This window comes from Solitalea longa (genome assembly GCF_002920915.1).
Classification (GTDB): Bacteria; Bacteroidota; Bacteroidia; order Sphingobacteriales; family Sphingobacteriaceae; genus Solitalea; species Solitalea longa.
Genome location: NZ_PQVF01000002.1, coordinates 359,689 through 380,404, shown reverse-complemented (window position 1 = coordinate 380,404; position 20,716 = coordinate 359,689). Strand labels below are relative to the sequence as shown.

Below are 20,716 nucleotides of genomic sequence, written 5' to 3'. Positions count from 1 at the left end.
TAAATCATATGCTTCAGTCAAGCAACAGGGATTTATTATGTCTAACTCAACCATTTCAAATCTAATGAAAAATTGTTACGAAGAAATTATTAACATTAAAAACAACCTGAAAAGCGGTTTTAAAAGAGGGGCGCTTTTAACCCTTCTATTTTTAGCCTTTTCAATAAGTAGTATGGCGAATGCCATGCAAAATGTGAGTTTGAACGTGAAAAACGTTCAATTATCAACAGCATTGAACGCGCTTCAAAAACAAGTAAAACTTTACATTGTATACACCAATGAAGAGGTAAATGCTTTACCTAAAGTTACTTTAAAAGTTAAAGACCAACCACTGGATAAAGTTCTGGATCAACTACTTAATGGTTCCGGATTAGACTTTACCTTAAAATCAAACACCATTGTAATTGGTCCAAAGCAATCAAAAGCAAGTACTTCAAAAAGCCAGGAAAAAGTATTGATTTCCGGTACTGTAGAGGATGAAAATAAACAGCCTTTATTTAAAGCCAGCGTTTCTGAAGTGGGTACTAATAATGGAACATTTACTGACGAAAAGGGACACTTTGAGTTAAAAGTAGCCCCAAACGCGGAGCTAAATATCACTTATTTAGGCATGGTTCCTCAAAGAGTTTCAGTAGCTGGAAAAACTAACTTCAGTATAACCATGAAGGTAGCGAAAGTTACTATTAACGAAGTAGTGGTAACTGGTACAGGTATCAACCGTAATAAAAATAGCTTTACGGGCAGTACGGTAACAATTAGCGGTAACCAATTAAAAGCAGTAGGAAATAATAACATCCTTCAGAGCTTGCGTACGTTGGATCCTTCGTTTATTATGGTGGAAAACAATATTGCAGGAGCTAATCCTAACGTATTACCTAATATCGAAATAAGAGGGAAAACCAGCGTTCCATCAAGTTCATTAAAAGATCAATTTGCTTTAGATCCTAACCAGCCTTTATTCATCCTGGATGGTTTTGAAACTACCCTGCAAACCATTGTTGATTTAGATATGAACAGGGTAGGTTCTGTTACTATTCTTAAGGATGCTGCATCTACCGCACTTTATGGTGCCAGAGCTTCAAACGGGGTGGTTGTAGTAGAGACAATTAAACCTAAGGCTGGAAAAATGAACTTTACCTACAGCAATGATTTTCGTGTTGAGACACCTGATCTTTCAGATTATAACATGATGAATGCTACAGAAAAGTTGGAGTTTGAACGCCTTTCAGGAAGATATACCCCTATTTTTGTCGATCCTGACCAACAAGTATACCTTGAGCAGCTATATAATGACCATTTGGGCATGGTGAAACAAGGTGTTAATACCTATTGGTTGAATGAGCCTGTTCAAACCGGATTCTCTCATAATACCTCAGTTTTTGCTCAGGGTGGTGATGACGCATTAAGATATGGTGTGGGAGTAAATTATAAGTCTCAATCAGGAGCAATGAAAGGTTCTGGTCGCGACTCTTGGAGTGGTAATATCAATCTTACCTACAGAAAATCAAAGTTCAATATTAATAACATTGTATATGTAAGAGGTTACTCATCTACAGAGTCTCCTTATGGTTCCTTCTCCAATTTTGTGAATACGAACCCTTATTATACTAAGGATGCATCACAACGTTATTTGGAGCAAAGTCGTACTGCCTCTGCAATTGGCCTTGTGGTAAGAAATCCATTATTTGACGCTAGCTTACCGAATAAAAATGCTAGTGATAATTTAGAAGTACAAAATAACCTGCTTATAAACTATGCTTTAAGACCTGAATTAGAACTGAGAGGTGGTTTGCAAGTAATTAAAGGTGCTGTTAATTCAGAAGTTTTTCTCGCGCCAGAGAACAGTCAGTTTGAAGGGGTGAGTTCGCTTCAAAAAGGAAGGTATTCTAATAATAAAGTGGACAACTTCTCTTACCAGGCAAATGTATTGTTGAACTACGGTAAAGTGTTCAACGAAAAACATTCATTAACAGCAAATGCTCGTGCAGAGATTAGTACCAATGATGTTAGAGCTACTGCTTATGAAGCAGAAGGCTTTCCTGAAGGAAGTACCGGAAACCCAAGGTTTGCCTATAGTTATGTGAATAACAGTGCTCCATCTGCTTCGTTAAGAGTTTATCGTACCGTAAATGCTACCTTATCTGCTAATTACGTGTATGATTCCCGTTACCTTTTTGATGCTTCGTATCGTTTGGATGGTTCAACTGCTTTTGGTAGTAATAAGCAATTTTCGCCGTATTGGTCAACTGGTATTGGATGGAACTTGCATAATGAATCATTTTTGAAAGGTTCAGATAAAATTGACCGTTTAAAACTATTCGCAAATATTGGGGTTACCGGTAATCAAAATTTTGGAAGTGTTAGTTCTGTTTCGGTTTTCGATTATAACACTAACACAAGCTATAATCAATTTGGGCAAGGTTTAAGTCTAAGTGCCTTAGGTAATCCAGATTTAGCACCTCAAAAAACTACACAAATTAGTGGTGGACTTGATTATGCCTTATTCAACAATCGTTTAAGCGGATCTATTAGCGTATATAATAAATATACCAGCTCTTTGGTTGTACCGGTTGATTTACCTTCTTCTACAGGTGTATTGGCTTATCCTATGAACGTAGGTAATTTAAATACCAATGGATTGGAAGTAAGAGTTAACTATTCTCCAATCAATAACTATCAGAAACGCTTTGTTTGGACTGTAAATGTTACAGGTAGTCTTTACAAAAGTAAATATGAAGGATTTGGTAACAGTTTAGGATCTACCAACAAGCAACAAGAGCTTAGCTCGTCGTTAATTCGATTCAAAGACGGATACAGTCCTGATGCTATTTGGGCTGTAAGATCATTAGGAATTGATCCTGCTACAGGACGTGAGTTATTCTTAACTGCAGACGGTCGCTCTTCTTTTGATTTTGACCCTACACAAGTTCAGGCCGTTGGAAATACCGCTCCAACTGTTGAAGGGATCTTTGGTAATAATGTAGCCTATAAAGGGTTTAATTTAGGTATTAATCTTAGATATCGTTTAGGTGGAGACATCTTTAATTCGGCTTTATATAATAAAGTAGAAAATATTTCATACACCAGTATTTCATTAAATCAGGATAAAAGAGCTTTATATGAGCGTTGGAAAAATCCTGGTGATGTGACCAAGTTCAAAGCAATCTCGCAAACCAGTTTAACTCCAATGTCTTCACGATTTGTTCAGGAAGAAAACACACTTGCCTGTGAATCTATCACCTTGGGCTATACTTTCGAGAGAAGTGAATGGATGAAACAGATTGGAATGAGTTCCCTGAATCTTTCTGCAATAGGAAATGAAGTTTTCAGGATCTCTACAGTTAAACGTGAAAGAGGAATTGATTATCCATTCGCGCAAACGGTTTCGTTTAGTTTAAGAGCATCATTCTAAAATTGAGGAAATAATGAAAAGATATTATATAAAATTAATGGTAGCTGCAGGCTTACTGTCTACCTTATTTTCCTGTAAAGAATACCTGGATGTACGACCTGATGATAAAATTTTAGAAGATCAGGCTTTTTCTACTCCGCATGGAGTAAATGCAGCTTTAAATGGTTTATATATAAGCCTGGCAAAACAAGGTTTATATGGCGGTAATTTAACCTTGAGTACGGTTGATATATTGGCTCAACGCTATAATTTAAGCGCTCAGCATGGTTTATATAAGATAGCTACTTATGCCTATACAGAAAGACCTGCTGTTGAGAGAATTGATTCAATTTGGACCAATGCATACGGTACGATCTTAAATGCTAACTTGTTTGTAGAAAAACTTGAAAAATACAAAGGAGCAGTTAGTTCAGAAACGGAGTCAATTTATAAGGGAGAAGCCTTGGCAATTAGAGCGATGTTGCATTTTGATCTCTTGCGCCTATACGGTCCAATGTATAATTCTGCAGACTCAACTAAAGCAAGTATTCCATATTATTCTAAAACGGAAACTAAAATTAAAGAGCTGTTGCCTGCTAATAAAGTAATGGATCTTATTTGTGCTGATTTGAGCCAGGCTGCAAGTTTGCTGGAAAAAGATCCGATCATCACCCAAGGAGTAATGTCGACATTGCAAGGTGACGGAGCAGATTTTATGCGAAACAGAAATTATCGCTTGAACTATTACGCCGTGAAGGCCCTACAGGCCAGGGTTAATATGTACAGAGGCAATAAAGTAGCAGCGTTAGCGGCAGCAAAAGTACTAATTGATAATGCTGATAAATTTGCCTGGGTAACCACTAGCAATGCACTGGAAGAAAAAGCTAATCCTGACAGAGTTTTCAGTACCGAAATGATAATGGGAGTTTTTAGTTCTCAGTTATATTCAAATTATCTTAATACTTTTTCTCCAGACCTTCCCGATGCGGCTATACTAGCTCCTCTTTCAGCTCGTTTGCAAAATGTGTTCGAGTCAAATGAGAACGATTTCAGGTATAATCTTAACTGGTCCATTCCAACTAATGGAGGTAAGTCATTTCGTGTGTTTTATAAGTATGCTGATATTGTAGACAAGACTAAAAACTTCCGCTTTACTATTCCTTTAATGAAAATTAGTGAAATGTATTATATAGCGGCTGAGTGTGAACCAGATATTGATCAAGCCTTTGCTTATTTGAATACTGTAAGAGGTAATCGTGGGTTAACGAGCCTTGAAACTTCCGTTAGCTTAACAACAGAGTTACAGAAGGAGTATCAAAAAGAGTTTTTTGGCGAGGGACAACTATTCTATTATTATAAAAGAAAGAATATGACTGCAATCCCTGCTGGTAACCAAATATCCGGAAACCAAACGATGGGTGCCGCTACTTATGTGTTGCCATTGCCATTGTCAGAAATTCAGTATCGATAATATTTATTGTCAAATGTAATTAGCCCTGAAATAATTATTGGTTTTAACCAAAGCGATGTTTCCGGGAGAATTCCATCTGATCAAAGATCATTAAAAGATAAACAGATGAAAAAAATTATAAATACAATAGCAGTATTAATGCTTCCCTTAGTATTTGCTTCTTGTGAAAAGGAGTTAATGACTTATGATAGTGAATCTAGTATTTACTTTAGCGACGCAGTTAAAGATTTAGGTAATACTAACTCATCAGATATCACATTTACTTTTGCTAAGGGGCAAGACTCTATTAAGTCGATCATTGTAGGTGTAACCGGTACGGCTGTTAATTGGGATAGAGAGTATAAAGTAAGTGTTAATCCAGGTTCAACTGCTAAGGCAGGCGTTCATTTCGATGCATTGCCGGAGAAACTGGTTATTAAGAAAAATGCCCTTAGAGATACGATTAAGCTCAGGATTAAACGGACGCCCGATATGCTGACTAATAACTTCTCTATAGTGTTAGACTTGAATCCGAATGAAAATTTCAATACCAATTTGATGGAAAAGACTCAAGGCCCTAATAAAATTAGTTGCCTTCAGTATTCGGTTACGGTAAGTGATCAGATCAAGAAACCACAATATTGGATTGAATTCTTTTTAGGAAATTTTACCAGAAAGAAAATGTTCAAAATGGTAGAAGTATTGAATGTGAGTCCGGAAATTTTTACCAAACCTACAATGTCACCTACCGAAATGTCACTCTATACCAGGGTAATGAACAGGTATTTTCTCGAGCAAAAAGCAGCAGGAAATACGATTCTGGAGGATGATAATACGGAAATGACCATGGGTCCTTATGCTCAATACCTTTAAAGTCAACTTTTAAAATAGATTATTATGTTTAAAAATATATATCACTATATAATTGCTTTAATTGTAATTACTACCGCCTATTCTTGTCAAAAAGACATAGGGAATTATGACTATAATTCTATAAATAAGGTTGAATTTGGCGCGATTAATACCGAAAACCCGAATTCAAATACCATTAAAGCATTATTCGCTCAGCGCCTCGTTGTAAAACCTGAACTAACTTTTACTGAGGATGCAGTTGGAGCTGAAGCCGATTATAGTTACGAATGGGCCTATGTAAAACCAAATGACGTTGGTGCCAAAGAAATAAAAGTATTTGCTACCACTAAGAACCTGGATCTTGTTTTGCCAATTGCACCGGGAACTTATAAAGCCTATTATGGGGTAACCGATAATAAAACTGGTGTTAAATTTCGTAAAGAGTTTTCGCTGGAAGTGGTAAATGAGATCAACGAAGGCTGGTTGCTAATGACAGATGTAAATGGCAACGCCCGGGTAGATATGATTGCAAAAGGGTTGACCGATGAGTTTAGTGTAGTAAAGGATCTGTTAGCATCAACCGGTTCGGGCCTGCAACTCAATGGTAAACCTGTAATGATTTACAGTTATGATACAGGACCGTTTAGTGGACCTGGAATAAATCTTCCTTATGCCATATATGTCGGTACCGATAAGAGTACCGATAGACTAAGCCCTGAAACCTTTAAATGGTTAAGTGCTTATAACATCAAAAACGAAATCTTTGGTAATCCGGTACCAGCTGATTTTCATGCTGATTTGGTAAAAAAAGCTGGTTTTTGGCGTTCATATATGATCTCGAATGGAGATGCCTATTTATATGATAGGAATAACATGGCGAGATTTAGCGTGCCAATAAATTATATCGATGCCGAAAAAAAACCATTCAAGATTGCGCCATTTATTGGGAATGACGAAGCTGCAGATTTTGCTCTTGAGCCAGCTATTTTTTATGATGTTACAAATAAACGTTTCATAAGGCATAGTGGTGTTGGCTCATGTACGCTTATCCCTGATCCTGCTAATAAGTTGTTTAGTTTTACTACTGGTAAGGACTTAATCTATATGGAAAAGGTTCCTTTTAATGGAGGTGAAGTGTTTAGCATATTAAAAGATCCGGGTACTTTAAAACAATACCTGGCTCGCTTTTCGGCTGCTAATAATATTCAATCATATTATGATGAAATTGTAGCTACTGATTTTGATAAAGCTCAGCATATTACAGTAAGCCCTGATTTAGGGTACATCTTTTACAGTGTGGATGGTAAGTTATATGAATATGATATGTCTCTGAAAACAACTAAGCTTATGTTTGATAAGGGCGCACAAAAGATTAGCTTGATCAAGTTTGAAGCTTATCATAATTATATTAAATATACGACCAGAAGCAAATTGATCGTTTGTAGCTATGATCCTTCATTGGCTGAAGGAGTTAATGGAAAAATGGAACGGTTTACAGTGCCAACAGGTAATGGAAATTTAGTGCTTTTTGATTCATATAGTGGTTTTGGTAAAGTAGTAAGTCTGCATTACAGAGAACGCTAAGCCATACTTTTCAAATAAAACCGGTGGCAACTGCCACCGGTTTTATTTTTAACAGATCAATTCCAATAGCTGTAAAGGCTCTTCTCGCCCATATTGCATATTCATTTCTCAGAATCATTTAACCGCTCATAAACAATGAACAAATTCAGTACGCTGCTCGTAATTTTATTGAGCGCTGTTTGTACAGCTCAGGCGCAATTCACCGAAATTAAAGGTGTATTTAAGAGATCAGAACCCGCAACTGTAAAACTATATAAGGTAGCTTATGGTCGCATGGAAGAAATTGCATCTATTACACCAGCTGCTAATGGAGCCTTTGGATTCAGCTTTCAGCCCGATTACAAGGGGTATTATGTAATTGGAACAGGTGATCCTCGTAAGGGTATGCAAGATAAGATAAAGGTGTATGCCAAAGGAAATGATAAGATCAATTTGGTGTTGAATGATTCGACCTATGTGCTTACAGGTGTAAATACAAAAGAAAACCAGGTTTTGGAGCAGTGGTATAAACTAACCTATCAGCTCGAACATAAATCGGTGTATTTTTTTAATACTAAAAGCACCTATGTTGATTTCTTTCCTGCTTTAGAATCAGTTGCTGCTAAGTCAAAAAGCTGGATGAACGGTAAAGCTACCGGCAATGCAGATTTTGATCAATTAATGAAGAAAACAATGGATTATGATCTGGCTTATTATGCCATGACGTTTTTGTTTACACCTCGTTCCGTGCATCCAACAAAAGCAGATTATACCTCTTATTTGAAAAACTTTAGTTCCGATCACTTTTTGCAAAATGAAGACTTGTATAAGTTTCCATACGGAATGGGTGTACTGGGTAATTTGGTAATGTTTAAGAATAAGGATTTGGTCAAATTTGATTTTGATAAGATCGTAATGTCTATACCTAGTGATAAACTGAAAGGAGAATATGTATTAGCAGGCGCAGCAAGAGAAACCTCTTATGCCAAGTACCTTGAAATAGCTGATAAATACAATAAATATTTTCTTACAGCGGATCAAAAAACTCGCGCTGAAAAGATCGCGGCGGGCTTAGCCACTTTCAAGCAAGGAGAAAGAGCAATCAGTTTTACCTATCCTGACCTTTCAGGCAACCAGGTGTCGTTAACCGATTTCAAAGGTAAGATAGTATTGGTGGATGTTTGGGCCACTTGGTGCGGTCCGTGTAAGCAAGAGATACCCTCGCTAAAGGCGCTTGAGAAAGAGTTTCATGGAAAAGACGTAGTGTTCTTAAGTGTTTCGGTTGATGAAGAGAAAGATAAAGAGAAGTGGCAGAAGTTTATTGCCGATGGACAATTAGGAGGTGTGCAGTTGTTTGCCAGTGGATGGTCGCAAATTACACAAGCCTATGCAATTAAAGGCATTCCTCGATTTATGCTGTTTGATAAAAACGGTAATATTATTGATGTTGACGCTCCACGCCCAAGCGATCCAAAACTGAAAGAACTATTGAACGAATGGTTGAATAAAGCATTGTAGTTTTGGAACTTGATACAACCCATTAACAGCAAAACCACTTTGGTAAATCAAGGTGGTTTTGTTATTTATTGACCATTACACTTCAGCTATCTGAACGGACGTGGATGAACTTTTAATGATACTGTCAACTAAAAAGGCTTTTAGAGAAATCTAAAAGCCTTTATCTTTTGGTAGTACTATTTAGTTGTCTTTGCTCCCAGTTGTTTGCCCAGTTTTTCATATTCAATGTCGTTGGGTTCCCATAGTTCTACTTTGTTTCCTTCGGCATCAAGAATATGGATGAATTTACCATAATCGTAAGTTGCGATGGTATCGAGTATCGTAACATTATTGGTTTTCAATTCTGCAACCAGCGCTTTTAAGTTTTCAACCCTATAATTTATCATAAAGTCCTTTGTGGAAGGTTCAAAATAGGTTGTTTTTTCATTGAACGGACTCCATTGTGAAAATCCTTTTTTGGTAGAATCGGCACCTTGATACCATTCAAAAACTGACCCGTATTGGTTGACGCTTAGCCCCAGATTAGTTTCATACCAATCTCTCATCTTTTTTGGATCCTTACATTTAAAAAAGATACCACCAATGCCGGTTACCTTTTTCAGTTTAGCAGAATGGTTTGCTGGCTTTGTAATGATGGTCTTAAATGCAAAACCTGAAAGAAAAGAGGCTGCAATAACCAAAACTATTAATGATGTCTTTTTCATTTTGCCGGAATTTATTTTACTAGTTGAATCTATGTCAAAAAACGCATAGCAATATAAAAAATAATTGACTAGCTCTGCTTAAACTACGATTGGGTCAATTGTTTTAATGGATCGGGATTTAGTTTGAACTGCTGGTAAATGAGTATGCTGTTAAATACGAAAGCCCCAATCGGGTTTGCTACTGAATGTGTTATAAACCAAAAAAGGCTTTTAGAGGTTGATAGCTTATGGTGGAAATACTGTATTAAATATTGAATATCCTCTAATGTATGCGCATAGTTCCAATAATCAGTATAATCTTATTTCTCGTTTAATAACTAAAGGGGCAGCTGACTTGCCTGCATTTGGTACAAACACCGAAAAATGGGCTGGAAGAGGGTCTTTTGGTCTCGACTTTTATGCAGATGCAGCAACAAGTAATAACTCATTGAGATTTTTTTTTAATCTCAGTGCAAGCAAAATATATGGAACTGAAGTGTTTCAAGAAAATTTAGGCACAGAAAAGTCTAACTTTACTTTTGGTCAACTCACATTAGGGTTGATTTTTCTGGAGAACTTCAAAATTTCATTTGTTGTTTCAACCTTCAGTTCGGAGGCTGAATTAAGAAATAAAAATATTGTAGCAGGTGGGCAAGTTCTAAGATAAGTGTCTGTAATAAATTTGTAAAACTGGAATGAGGAAAACCCTTTAAGTACAATTTTGATAATAAATGTTGAGACACTTTTTCTTAAAAAGGTATCTTTTATACCCCTGAATGAAAAGGTGTCTCGAATAGAAAAATTGTTCCTTTTTACAACCTAAAGTTTAATTTCCTTTCTTCCTAGAAGCTTATTTATTCGGCTAAAAAATTATTCCTTTAATTCACTCCAAAAAGTTCTCATATGAAAAGTACCTTCTTTATGTTTTTTGAATTGTACCTCATATGTTTTACCCAATGAAATGCCATAAAAACAGTCAAAATTATTATATTGGCAAATCTCCATTGCTTTATTTGTAATATCCTCGGTTGCTTTAGAACCAATGTAAACTGCTTTAATATCATTTGGTTCGATAGAAATAAAGTCAGTGTCATTGTCACTCTGTAAGATAACCCTGTGCTCCCGTTCATATTTCCATTCCACTTGTTTATTAAACAGCATTTTCTTGATTTTCGATGATCTATCTTCTAAACTGTCAACCTCCGGAGGTAATTCAGAATATTCAACATTTCCAAATACTAAGAACTCTTTAATATTTTTCAATTTGTCAAATAATGCGTCAGAATATTCAACACATATGCCTCTGTGATTATTTGTGTAATGTGACCACATTAGATTGTTTGTGTTTATTTCAGTAAACGAACAAAGGGTGATTAATTTTGATAAATAATTCCGCTGTACCTGTTCCGTATACCAAAGAAATCCGTCATTGTTTTCAACTGACTCTTGCCAGTCTTTAAAGTCTTTTATTGTGCCTCCAGGGTGGGCTTTAAAAAATTCATTTTCTTGTCCCTCTGCATAAGGATCTAGCACTAAATTAAACTTAAGTTCAAAAGGATCATTTAAATTGAAAGCAGATGAAAATTTCAGTGTAGGTTCACCAATAATATTTTCAAGTGTTTTTAAATCTGGAATTGTGTAAAATTTAAACATAAAATAAATAAACTATGGATTTATTAAAAGGAGCTGCTTATATGAAATTGCGAAAGGCCCCCTGTTTACTGTACAAGCACCACCCTGAAACCACAAATGAAGTAGCGAATGTCTGGCTTGGCAAAGGAGCGGTTAGCAACGTGACAGGCCACGTAGCTATTTATAGAACCACCGCCACGGGTCACACGGTAGACACCGCTGGCCGGCCCCCGGGGATTAAACTGGGCTTTGGCGGTATAGTCACCATACCAGTCATTGCACCATTCGTAAACATTACCGCTCATATCATATAATCCCAGCTCATTGGGTCGCTTATGTCCAACAGCCTGGTCTAGGCCTCCAGTATCGCTGAACCAAGCTACTTCTTTCGGGTCATCACCACCGCTATATTTATAGCCTCTACTTTTTTTTCCTCCGCGGGCTGCATACTCCCATTCGGCTTCAGTGGGCAGGCGGTATTTTTTACCTGTTTTTTTACTCAGCCAATTGCAATAGGCATTTGCTTCGTCAAAACTTACATTTACTATCGGGTGGTTATCGCTTTCCCACTTCCCATCCGCCATTAATCCCCAACCTGGCATTTTACGACCGGTAGCTTTGCAGAACGCTCTGTACTGGGCCACCGTGGTTTCGGTTTTTGCCATTTTAAAATCGCTTACTGTAACGGTATGGGTGGGGGTGGATTTTTCGTCAAACTTGAAATCGTTACTATTACTGCCCATAGTAAATCTGCCTCCGAGTACCGATATCATTTCGGGTACGGGAGTTTGAGCGCTAACGGCGTTGGAAATCAGGAATAAAAAAAGAATAAAGTTTTGTTTCATCTTGTTCAGATTAAGTTATTGGAATAGATCAGAAACCTCACTTTATGTTTAAGTTTCAACTGCAATTCGTTGGATCATGCTGGCTATAATAAATGTCGTTTTTCCTATATTCTAATTGAGTTTCAACTCAATGATATGAAGTGAATTTAATGCTGTTCATTATTTAAAGTTCATTCTTCTAACATTGCAGGCTTTAACAAGGTCTAGAAATTCTGTTTGAGAAATTGTAAGATCATTTATTAGTCTATCTACAATTAGGTGTCTAGCATTTCTGTTGGTATTCATATTCAGGAAATTAGCCGTTGAATTTATAGACCTCTGAATAGTATACTCCTTTTCTTGAAGGGTCAAATTTGTAAGTAGAATGTCAATTGTTTCACCATCTGGTCCTAAAGTATCAATGTTTATCATTGAACTGTTTTCATATAAAGCTTGTGCGATGGGTCCTCCCATTAAACAAAGAATTCTCCTGTTTAGATTTATCAAACTATCTATTTCATCTCCTTCAAAGTTATATTTAGTTACTCCAAACAGTAAAGTGTCGTTTTCAATATTTAGTTCTATAGAATCAATTGACCAGCCAACTATAAATGCCATTAATGAGTGGCCAGCCTCATGATGGGCCGCAATTATTACATTCTTGTCCATTTAAACTGCATTGATAAATTAGAAAATGTTTGATCTGACTCGAACCGTAACTGATTCGTAATTGGATCAGTATTATTTTTTTGTCAAAAGTTCAGTTCCTTTTCCAACTAAGTCGTGAATCATATCCAATGCAGAATTAACCTCTTTTGTGGCCCTAATTTTCGCATAAATTGGACTGCGATATATTCCATAAACTGCTTTAAGAATTAGTTCATCTTTATTTTTATCATCATGCAAAACATCGGAATAAGCTTTTATTGTGAGAGCCACCGCAGATTTAAAAGCGTATTCTTCTTGAAAGTTTCTTTCTTTATTGTATTGGGAGATGGTATAGTATAATAGAAAAAATAAAGGAGAGGATTTAAGAGCATTTACTAATATATTTTCCCAATGGAAAACGTTATCAGGCTTACCCAGCCAACCAAAAATATTTGTAAATATTGCTAATATCACTACAAAGGTTAATGCCCCCATTACTCCTACCGCCGCTCTCCAAAAAATCAATGGATTGGTAAGTTCTATTTTTCTTTGCTTAAACGTTTCAAAAAGAGAAGCGCCGACTTCTCTTCCGATCAAATTATCAAGATATTCATTTCTTTCCTTGAAATAATCAAATTTACTTTCAATAACGTTTAACTTACCCTCAAATTCACTGTACAGGTCTAAATAATTAGTTTCTGTCTCATTTAATTTCTTTAAAACATCTGCAAATTCGGTCTTATTTTTTGTAAGAACTTTATCAATTTCATCAGAAGTTGATTCACTTTTTTGCTTATCTCTTTCAATCTGCTCAAGTAAAGAATTAATTTTTGTTTGAGATTGAGATGCTGTAGTCAAAAGGCTTTGAATTTGTTGTGTATTTATATTAGTTGTTTCTAAATTATTAACTATCTGCTGTAGTTCGCCTTGTTTTTGAGTTTGAAAATCTGTAATAGATTTTTTTTGTTGATTTAAATCTCCAATCAGAGCATCATACTGTTCCCTTAAGTGCTTTATGTTTTCTTTTTGTAATAAAAGCTCGTTTGTACTCTTTTTAATTTCAAGTGCATTAACAGAGTGGGATTTATACTTTGATTTATCATAAAACCCATTTTGTAGTTGATATTGGGCTAAGGCCACTAATTGTGTCTCCGCAGAAGAGAAACTTCTTGATTTAGTGTGTGCCAAATAATTTCTAATTAGAGATGGAACATCTGACTGGCCAAATTCCGGAGAGGTAAAATATAATGGCAATATTAAACCATTATCTGAGTTTATTTCTACCTCAAGTTGTTCGAAGAAACGTTTGCTAATATTTATATATTCACTTATGCTTAACCTGTCAATTTGAATACTTCCAATATCAGTTCTATCAGGATAGGATAGGGCAAATAGTTCTTCAAGGTTAATTGTTTTAAATTCTGTTATTAATCCTTTAATCAGGTCAATGTATTGCTTTTGCATTATAATATAGTAATAGGTAGATTATTGAAATTCTTTTTTGGTATGGAGTTCCTTGAATCCATCATTTTTTAAAAATATTGATTGCATTGAGATTTAATTCTCTTCTGAGCAAGGGTGATTATCATCCTTATTGAAGAATTCTCAATTTGGCAATTTACTACTTTCAATTTTAGGTTAAAAATCCTTAATATTACTTATTAATACTCTGCTGAATTTTAATTGTTTATTGTAAAAGTTATACAGTTTTATTTATGATTGATGTTTTTAGTACTGCCAAAACGTGCGAGCTGTCGCGAATTGAGGGAGGTATCCAGCAGTAAAGCCCGCAGGGCGATTCTGTGATATGTTCGCAGAACAAAGACTGGGAAAGAGGAGCTCATAAAAGCCCCTCATCTCCAAAACTAAAGTAACCTTCTTTAGAAACAATCAAATGATCCAACACATCGATATTCAATACCTTTCCAGCCTCTTTCAATTGCTTTGTTATTCTTAAGTCCGGTTCACTTGGTTGTAAATTTCCGCTAGGATGATTATGGCAGAGAATGATAGTAGAAGCATGAGATAATAGTGCTGCAACAAAGATTACTTTAGCATCTACTACTGTTCCCGAAACACCACCCAACGAGACAGGATAAAGTCCAATTACTCTTTGATTACGCTTTAATAATAAAACTTTAAACTCTTCCAGAAACTCGATTAAACCCTTATCCCAACTTTCCATAAAGATGTCATAAGCATCTTTAGAGGTTCGGATCATTTTCATTTCAGATGACTTTACTTTAGGATGATAGCTTAATGAGATTTCTGAAACTAACGGATGGGTAGTAGCTTGTTTTTTCATAATAAATATAAGATTAATGGATGATTTGTGATAGCGTTGATTAATAGCACTGACAGAACGCGCCGCTGCGAGTTAAGTGTAGGGTCACTGCAAAAGAGGCTGATAAGCCGGTGTAGTGATATGTTCGAAGAACACGAAGAACTGGCGGTGTTTTTGACTTTGGGTTGTGAATAGGACGGGATTGAAGCCTGGAACATATTGTTCCAAGCTGAAAAGCATTAGGGCTTGTAAAGTGTAGCTTTACGAATCTGGCGGAATTTTAGGTAGCTGCGTAATGAGGAACGCCTATTTCCCGTTCAGTTATATATTCCGAACCAGTAACACATTATATAAGCCATTAAGTAATCTTCTCATCTTTATAAAAGAAAATAGAATGAGTTTTCCGAAAATCAGTTTTTGGCTTATCCCTCTGTAAGCAACCAATGAGGGTAAGGCAAAAGCTGGATTTGTCAGGTTAGCAACGAAGGGAGTTAAATGAAAAAACTCCATAGCTATGAACTACGGAGTTTCCCTAAAAGAATAGCGGATTACTTATCAATGTATTCAAAGGTTTGTTCAAACCCGCTTCCATTTGACATCTTAGTTGGAAAGCCAGCCTTATTGTACTCATAATAATAATTTTTACTATTGCGACTATCATCAATAGGGTTAACACTATTAATTTTAACCGAATTGTTAATTCTGCTGTCGTCAGAAATCCAATCCAGATAAGTGGCTCCTATTTTTGATAAGGGATGGTTTTTGTCATCATATTGATATTGCTCCGAGCTCCTTACCGAGACAATGGTGTTATCAATTATCCTCGATATTTTCCTGGATATTATATTTCCTTTTTCATCATAGCCATATTCAGTAAGATCACTTTCATTCCATCTAGAAAAGAGCGATTTCTGTAGTCTGCTGATTACTTGGTTTTTGTCATTTAGGGATAATGTAGCAACGGTGCTTCCTTCTTGATTATTTATTGTTATGGAGTTTTCAGCATAGGTAAATAAGTAAGTATCAGTACCGATGGGGTTGGGTGAGGGCTGCACCATGTTTGGGTATGTGGTTTCTTCTTTTATCAGTTTATTATTAGCATCATAAGTAAACTTATAAGTGTATTTACCTTCTACTCCATCTTGATTGACCAGAGTAACTCTGTTTTTATCATCATAAGAATATTCCACCACATAATTTGCGCCTTTATTTGTTAGCTTCTTTAGTAAATAGGTTTTTCCATCAGGATTAAGATCATCTTTACTGCAACCTACATTAAACATGGTAATTGCCATTACGGCCATTAATAGAATTCTTTTCATGATTGTGATTTGGAATTTTTAGGTCTTTGATTAGGTAAAATTTTTAATTAGCTAACAACTTTAAAGGATATTCTTATTCGAAAGGAAGATTATTTTTTGTTAAAACACTAAACTAATAGTTTTAACTTATAAGATGAAAGAATTTCGAGTGTGAAATATCTAGAGTTTTCTTTATGAGAAGAATAAAATTATTACTTGGATTAGATCTCAGGATCTGTGTACATGTTGGTGCATCAATGGGTACAAAACAGAAACGGAATAAAAAGCAACTGTAAAAAAAGCTGGTAGTCTGTAAACCCACAAAGGCTTTTAGATTTCTCTAAAAGCCTTTTTATTTTCGTGTCGGAGAATAGAGTTGATCCTCTGATTTCAGGGGGGCAAATCCTGTGCTCTAACTTTCTGAGCTCCTTATTCGAAAAGAGTTGTCTGCAATCGTTTGCTGATAACTTACATGTTTTTTGCTTCATTAATCCACTAGTTCTTCTTATGGTTATAGTGGTTTCATGAGGACCGTTTACGGTAAAAGTTAGTAGAGCATATTCTATAAAAATCAATAGAACTAGCAGGATGTAATAAATAAAATGGACTTTTTCCTTTTTTATTTTCTTTATGGTAACAATTGATAATACGCTAACAAATAATAAAAATAATAATATCCTTCCTGCGTTAAAATCAGATGATCCAACACTTCCTTCAATGGTTTTACTGAATGAGTTTATTTATTAATATAAAAGTGATATTCATCCAAATCGCTTTTAGTAAGTAATGATAATTGTCATTAATTTTAAAAGATCTTATTGGGTTCAAGCAATCATCATGTCCATTCACATTGCCTATGCATGCTTATCTTATTTATAGAGTATCGCTCATTTAGGATTAACAACATCCAGTGTATAGTTAATCCAGGATTTATTCACTAATCTGTATAGTTATTTCAGGACGGGTCATGCTGTCTAGTATACGTCTAGTATACGTCTAGTATGCGTCTAGTATACGTCGAGTATGCGTCTAGTCACCGCCGTATGTATAGCGAATGAGTACTGCTGTTTAATAAGATCGAGGTAGGTGATGTTATTCTCCAAAATTTCATTCTGCCTTAAGATGTTCTTGTTTTGTAGTTCATAATGAGTCAACTTGGGTGTCAACTTGTTTCATGACGGGACATATAAAAACCAAAAAAGGCTTTTAGATTTCTCTAAAAGCCTTTATCTTTCGTAGCGGAGACGGGAGTTGAACCCGTGACCTCAGGGTTATGAATCCTGCGCTCTAACCATCTGAGCTACCCCGCCAATTATGGTTTTTATTTGTATCTTTATCGATACCCCTTTTCTGAAAAGGTTTGCAAATATAAGAGGAAATCACGTACTTTAAAAACATTATTGACCGAAAATTTTAATTTTTTGTGCTGGATGGGAGCTAAAAAGAAATACAACCTTGAATATGAGATACATTCGTCTCCAAAAATTTTATTTAATTTCATAAGTACCCCTAATGGTTTATCCCAATGGTTTGCTGATGATGTTACCGTTAGAGATGATATGTATACATTTAAGTGGGATAATGAGCAACAACGAGCACGTTTATTGGGTCTCCGGGATAACAAATCAGTTAAGTTTAAGTGGGAAGACGACGAACCCTACTGTTATTTCGAACTTGAAATATTACAAGATGAACTAACTGGCGATGTTGCCCTCGCCGTTACCGATTTTACCACCGAAGACGAAAAAGGTGAACGCAAATTAATATGGGACAGCCAGGTAGATAATCTTTTAGGGGTTATTGGCGCATAAACGTAATTTGTGATACCTTTGTGCCTCAAACATGTGGAATGAAAAAACTCCATAAACTAATTGTAATTTCATATTTAAGGCCCTTTGTTGCCACTTTTTTTATTGTTTCTTTCATCTTGTTGATGCTTTTTTTATTTAAGTACATCGACGAGTTGGTGGGAAAAGGCTTGGAATGGTACACCATTCTACAACTTCTGGGTTATAATTTTGCTGTAAACGTTCCGCTGGCGTTGCCTTTAGCCATTCTTTTGGCTTCAATCATGACCTTTGGTAACCTCGGTGAGCAGTATGAGCTCGTTGCTATCAAAGCATCGGGAATTTCACTTTCGCGTGCCATGGTGCCCTTGGTTTTTGTGATGGTTTTACTAAGTATTGCCGCTTTTTACTTTTCTAATATTATTATGCCGCATTCATTTTTAAAAATGGGGGCTTTGCTATACGATGTTCGTCAAAAGAAAGCTGCTTTCAGTATTCCTGAAGGAGTTTTTTATAACGATTTGGATGGCTATTCAATAAGGGCTGAAAAGAAAGATGCTGATGGGAAAACACTTTACGGATTAATGATCTATGATCATACCCAGGGTAATGGCAATATGAATGTGGTGCTGGCCAAAAAAGGAGAGATGTATAAATCAGATGACGACAGGTATCTGGTATTAAACCTTTATGAAGGGGTTCGCTATTCGGAAAATCCTGGTGAAAACGGTTATAACGACCGGCAGCGTCAAGTTCGTATTCGATTTAAAGAATATGGATTAAAGTTCGACTTGTCAGGATTTAATCTTTCCCGCACAAAAGAAGAATTGTTTAAAGATCATTACCAAATGCTTAATGTTCGTCAGCTTTTGGTTAAAGAAGATTCGATACAAAATCTCATAGCAACCAAGCAACAAAACCTGAATGCTTATGTAGAACCAACCTTTTTAATTTTCAGACCTCACGCCAACTATAAAAAAATTATACCTGAGAAGGACCTGAAGTGGAAAAATAAAGATGTTCTCATGAACTTTCCGGCGGTCGACAGGTTGCAGGTGGTTGATGATGCGATCAATTCCATGCGAAATGTGAAGAGCTATCTCACTTCTGCTAAAGACGAGTCAACTGCGCAGTTTGAAATTTTAAGAAAGCACATGGTGGAGTTTCATCGTAAATTTACCTTGTCATTTGCATGTATCGTTTTGTTCTTTATTGGTGCGCCAATGGGAGCAATTGTACGTAAAGGTGGTTTGGGACTTCCCGTAGTTATATCCATACTGTTCTTTTTGGTGTTTCACGTTTTGTCAATTGGAGGTGAAAAATTTGCCCGTCAGGGTAAACTTGAGCCTTACCAGGGTATGTGGGTGGCAACATTGGTTTTGGTGCCAATAGGAATATTCCTAACCTATAAAGCCGCTTCTGATTCAGCCCTTTTTGATATCGAGAAATACCAGCGCTTTTTTATCAAGCTGTTTTCCAAAAAACAAAATCAATAAATTACTATACTCCTGAACAACACAAAACTTAATTGCCTTTTGTGTTGTTCATCAATAAACTTTATACTAATGCTTAATACGATAGAGGAAGCGATTGAAGATATTAAGGCCGGCAAAATGCTGATTGTGGTGGATGATGAAGATCGCGAAAATGAAGGCGACTTTTTGATGGCCGCTGAAATGGTTACTCCAGAAGCCATTAACTTCATGATCACGCATGGTAAAGGCCTGGTTTGTGTGCCAATTACGGTTGAGCGTTGCGACGAACTGAGGCTCGAAATGATGGTGGGGCGTAATACGGCAACACACGAAACTAATTTTACTGTATCAGTTGATTTATTGGGTCATGGTTGTACCACCGGTATCTCTGCACAAGATCGCTCTAAAACCATCAAAGCGATGATTGATCCGAGTATTGATCCGAATGAATTGGGCAGACCGGGGCATATATTTCCACTGCGTGCTGTAGAAGGTGGCGTTTTGCGTAGGGCAGGGCATACCGAGGCGGCAGTTGACTTTGCACGTATGGCAGGCTTGTATCCGGCTGGTGTTATTTGTGAGATCATGAACGAAGACGGTACAATGGCCCGATTGCCAGAGTTGATTAAGATGGCCGAAAAGTTCGACATTAAAATTGTTTCTATTCAGGATCTTATATCTTATCGCTTAGGTAATGAATCGTTGATCAAGAAAGAGGTTTCGGTTAATCTACCAACGGAATGGGGCGATTTTGAAATGGTAGCATTTACCCAATTAGATACGGGTGAGCATCATTTGGCGCTGGTTAAAGGAACCTGGGAGCCGAACGAGCCAATCTTAGTGCGTGTTCACTCCTCATGTGTTACCGGCGATATTTTTGGGTCCTGCCGTTGCGATTGTGGCCCTCAGCTGCATAAGGCCATGGAGATGGTGGAAAAAGAAGGCAAAGGACTTATTATTTATATGCACCAGGAAGGTCGCGGTATTGGCTTGATCAATAAACTTAAAGCCTATCATTTGCAAGAAAATGGTCTGGATACCGTTGAAGCTAATCTTCAGTTAGGATTTAAAATGGATGAGCGTGATTACGGTGTGGGAGCGCAAATTATCCGTTCGCTGGGCGTTACCAAAATGCGTCTGATGTCGAACAACCCTACTAAACGTGCCGGCTTAATTGGCTACGGTTTGGAGGTGGTTGAATCGGTTCCTATTGAAGTGATTCATAATGAGCATAACGAAAATTATTTATTGACAAAGCGTGATAAAATGGGTCACGCCATAATGAAAAACGATCCTGAATAATCAGGA

General features: G+C 36.5%; 16 protein-coding genes and 1 tRNA gene. 9 read left to right on the top strand and 8 right to left on the bottom strand.

Translation table 11 applies throughout. The annotated features are described in order from the left end of the window. Positions 1-64: 64 nt before the first annotated feature. The 5 genes from C3K47_RS04175 (at position 65) to C3K47_RS04155 (ending at position 8,774) form a co-directional block, all read left to right on the top strand. On the top strand, positions 65-3,412 hold the full coding sequence (locus C3K47_RS04175; protein WP_165784624.1) for a SusC/RagA family TonB-linked outer membrane protein: 3,348 nt from the start codon (positions 65-67) through the stop codon (positions 3,410-3,412). A 13-nt stretch (positions 3,413-3,425) separates the two neighbouring features. Beyond that, complete coding sequence (locus C3K47_RS04170; RefSeq protein WP_103787855.1) at positions 3,426-4,862, top strand: RagB/SusD family nutrient uptake outer membrane protein; 1,437 nt, start codon at positions 3,426-3,428, stop codon at positions 4,860-4,862. Between the two features lie 105 nt (positions 4,863-4,967). Continuing rightward, complete coding sequence (locus C3K47_RS04165; RefSeq protein ID WP_133159326.1) at positions 4,968-5,714, top strand: DUF4843 domain-containing protein; 747 nt, start codon at positions 4,968-4,970, stop codon at positions 5,712-5,714. Positions 5,715-5,738: 24 nt separating this feature from the next. Next, positions 5,739-7,277, top strand: coding sequence for a PKD-like family lipoprotein (locus C3K47_RS04160; RefSeq protein WP_103787853.1), 1,539 nt, complete (start codon positions 5,739-5,741; stop codon positions 7,275-7,277). 135 nt (positions 7,278-7,412) lie between these two features. Next, positions 7,413-8,774, top strand: coding sequence for a TlpA family protein disulfide reductase (locus C3K47_RS04155; RefSeq protein ID WP_103787852.1), 1,362 nt, complete (start codon positions 7,413-7,415; stop codon positions 8,772-8,774). A gap of 176 nt (positions 8,775-8,950) precedes the next feature. Here C3K47_RS04155 and C3K47_RS04150 read toward each other — a convergent pair whose 3' ends face one another. Then, positions 8,951-9,478, bottom strand: coding sequence for a VOC family protein (locus C3K47_RS04150; RefSeq protein WP_207765230.1), 528 nt, complete (start codon positions 9,476-9,478; stop codon positions 8,951-8,953). Positions 9,479-9,695: 217 nt separating this feature from the next. Between C3K47_RS04150 and C3K47_RS04145 the strand changes: the two genes are divergently transcribed. Further along, complete coding sequence (locus C3K47_RS04145) at positions 9,696-10,124, top strand: hypothetical protein (RefSeq protein ID WP_103787851.1); 429 nt, start codon at positions 9,696-9,698, stop codon at positions 10,122-10,124. A 203-nt stretch (positions 10,125-10,327) separates the two neighbouring features. Here the strand turns inward: C3K47_RS04145 and C3K47_RS04140 are convergent, their stop codons facing one another. From C3K47_RS04140 to C3K47_RS04110, 7 genes are all read right to left on the bottom strand, one after another. Then, positions 10,328-11,110, bottom strand: coding sequence for a DUF2971 domain-containing protein (locus C3K47_RS04140; RefSeq protein ID WP_103787850.1), 783 nt, complete (start codon positions 11,108-11,110; stop codon positions 10,328-10,330). 65 nt (positions 11,111-11,175) lie between these two features. Further along, on the bottom strand, positions 11,176-11,934 hold the full coding sequence (locus C3K47_RS04135; protein ID WP_103787849.1) for a formylglycine-generating enzyme family protein: 759 nt from the start codon (positions 11,932-11,934) through the stop codon (positions 11,176-11,178). 159 nt (positions 11,935-12,093) lie between these two features. After that, positions 12,094-12,582, bottom strand: coding sequence for a hypothetical protein (locus C3K47_RS04130; protein WP_103787848.1), 489 nt, complete (start codon positions 12,580-12,582; stop codon positions 12,094-12,096). Between the two features lie 72 nt (positions 12,583-12,654). Further along, positions 12,655-14,025 carry a kinetochore Spc7 family protein gene (locus tag C3K47_RS04125; RefSeq protein WP_103787847.1) on the bottom strand — a complete coding sequence of 457 codons (1,371 nt, stop codon included), beginning with the start codon at positions 14,023-14,025 and terminating at the stop codon, positions 12,655-12,657. 376 nt (positions 14,026-14,401) lie between these two features. Next, positions 14,402-14,866, bottom strand: coding sequence for a JAB domain-containing protein (locus C3K47_RS04120; protein WP_103787846.1), 465 nt, complete (start codon positions 14,864-14,866; stop codon positions 14,402-14,404). 527 nt (positions 14,867-15,393) lie between these two features. Then, positions 15,394-16,167, bottom strand: a complete 774-nt coding sequence (locus C3K47_RS04115) for a hypothetical protein (protein ID WP_103787845.1) — start codon at positions 16,165-16,167, stop codon at positions 15,394-15,396. 1,215 nt (positions 16,168-17,382) lie between these two features. Then, a tRNA-Met gene (locus C3K47_RS04110) sits at positions 17,383-17,456 on the bottom strand. Between the two features lie 120 nt (positions 17,457-17,576). Here C3K47_RS04110 and C3K47_RS04105 point away from each other — a divergent pair. The 3 genes from C3K47_RS04105 (at position 17,577) to C3K47_RS04095 (ending at position 20,710) form a co-directional block, all read left to right on the top strand. Then, on the top strand, positions 17,577-17,957 hold the full coding sequence (locus C3K47_RS04105; RefSeq protein WP_103787844.1) for an START-like domain-containing protein: 381 nt from the start codon (positions 17,577-17,579) through the stop codon (positions 17,955-17,957). Positions 17,958-17,995: 38 nt separating this feature from the next. After that, positions 17,996-19,429: an LptF/LptG family permease gene (locus C3K47_RS04100; protein WP_103787843.1), complete on the top strand. Its 1,434-nt coding sequence runs from the start codon at positions 17,996-17,998 to the stop codon at positions 19,427-19,429. Positions 19,430-19,498: 69 nt separating this feature from the next. Next, complete coding sequence (locus C3K47_RS04095; protein ID WP_103787842.1) at positions 19,499-20,710, top strand: bifunctional 3,4-dihydroxy-2-butanone-4-phosphate synthase/GTP cyclohydrolase II; 1,212 nt, start codon at positions 19,499-19,501, stop codon at positions 20,708-20,710. The last annotated feature ends 6 nt before the right edge of the window (positions 20,711-20,716 follow it).

Excerpts from the sequence above, each read along its gene's own strand:
- C3K47_RS04100 (WP_103787843.1), top strand. The coding sequence starts at position 17,996 with ATGAAAAAACTCCATAAACTAATTGTAATTTCATATTTAAGGCCCTTT.
- C3K47_RS04175 (WP_165784624.1), top strand. The coding sequence starts at position 65 with ATGAAAAATTGTTACGAAGAAATTATTAACATTAAAAACAACCTGAAA.
- C3K47_RS04155 (WP_103787852.1), top strand. The coding sequence starts at position 7,413 with ATGAACAAATTCAGTACGCTGCTCGTAATTTTATTGAGCGCTGTTTGT.
- C3K47_RS04095 (WP_103787842.1), top strand. The coding sequence starts at position 19,499 with ATGCTTAATACGATAGAGGAAGCGATTGAAGATATTAAGGCCGGCAAA.
- C3K47_RS04140 (WP_103787850.1), bottom strand. The coding sequence starts at position 11,110 with ATGTTTAAATTTTACACAATTCCAGATTTAAAAACACTTGAAAATATT.
- C3K47_RS04170 (WP_103787855.1), top strand. The coding sequence starts at position 3,426 with ATGAAAAGATATTATATAAAATTAATGGTAGCTGCAGGCTTACTGTCT.
- C3K47_RS04120 (WP_103787846.1), bottom strand. The coding sequence starts at position 14,866 with ATGAAAAAACAAGCTACTACCCATCCGTTAGTTTCAGAAATCTCATTA.
- C3K47_RS04105 (WP_103787844.1), top strand. The coding sequence starts at position 17,577 with ATGGGAGCTAAAAAGAAATACAACCTTGAATATGAGATACATTCGTCT.
- C3K47_RS04125 (WP_103787847.1), bottom strand. The coding sequence starts at position 14,025 with ATGCAAAAGCAATACATTGACCTGATTAAAGGATTAATAACAGAATTT.
- C3K47_RS04130 (WP_103787848.1), bottom strand. The coding sequence starts at position 12,582 with ATGGACAAGAATGTAATAATTGCGGCCCATCATGAGGCTGGCCACTCA.
- C3K47_RS04150 (WP_207765230.1), bottom strand. The coding sequence starts at position 9,478 with ATGAAAAAGACATCATTAATAGTTTTGGTTATTGCAGCCTCTTTTCTT.
- C3K47_RS04115 (WP_103787845.1), bottom strand. The coding sequence starts at position 16,167 with ATGAAAAGAATTCTATTAATGGCCGTAATGGCAATTACCATGTTTAAT.
- C3K47_RS04160 (WP_103787853.1), top strand. The coding sequence starts at position 5,739 with ATGTTTAAAAATATATATCACTATATAATTGCTTTAATTGTAATTACT.
- C3K47_RS04135 (WP_103787849.1), bottom strand. The coding sequence starts at position 11,934 with ATGAAACAAAACTTTATTCTTTTTTTATTCCTGATTTCCAACGCCGTT.
- C3K47_RS04165 (WP_133159326.1), top strand. The coding sequence starts at position 4,968 with ATGAAAAAAATTATAAATACAATAGCAGTATTAATGCTTCCCTTAGTA.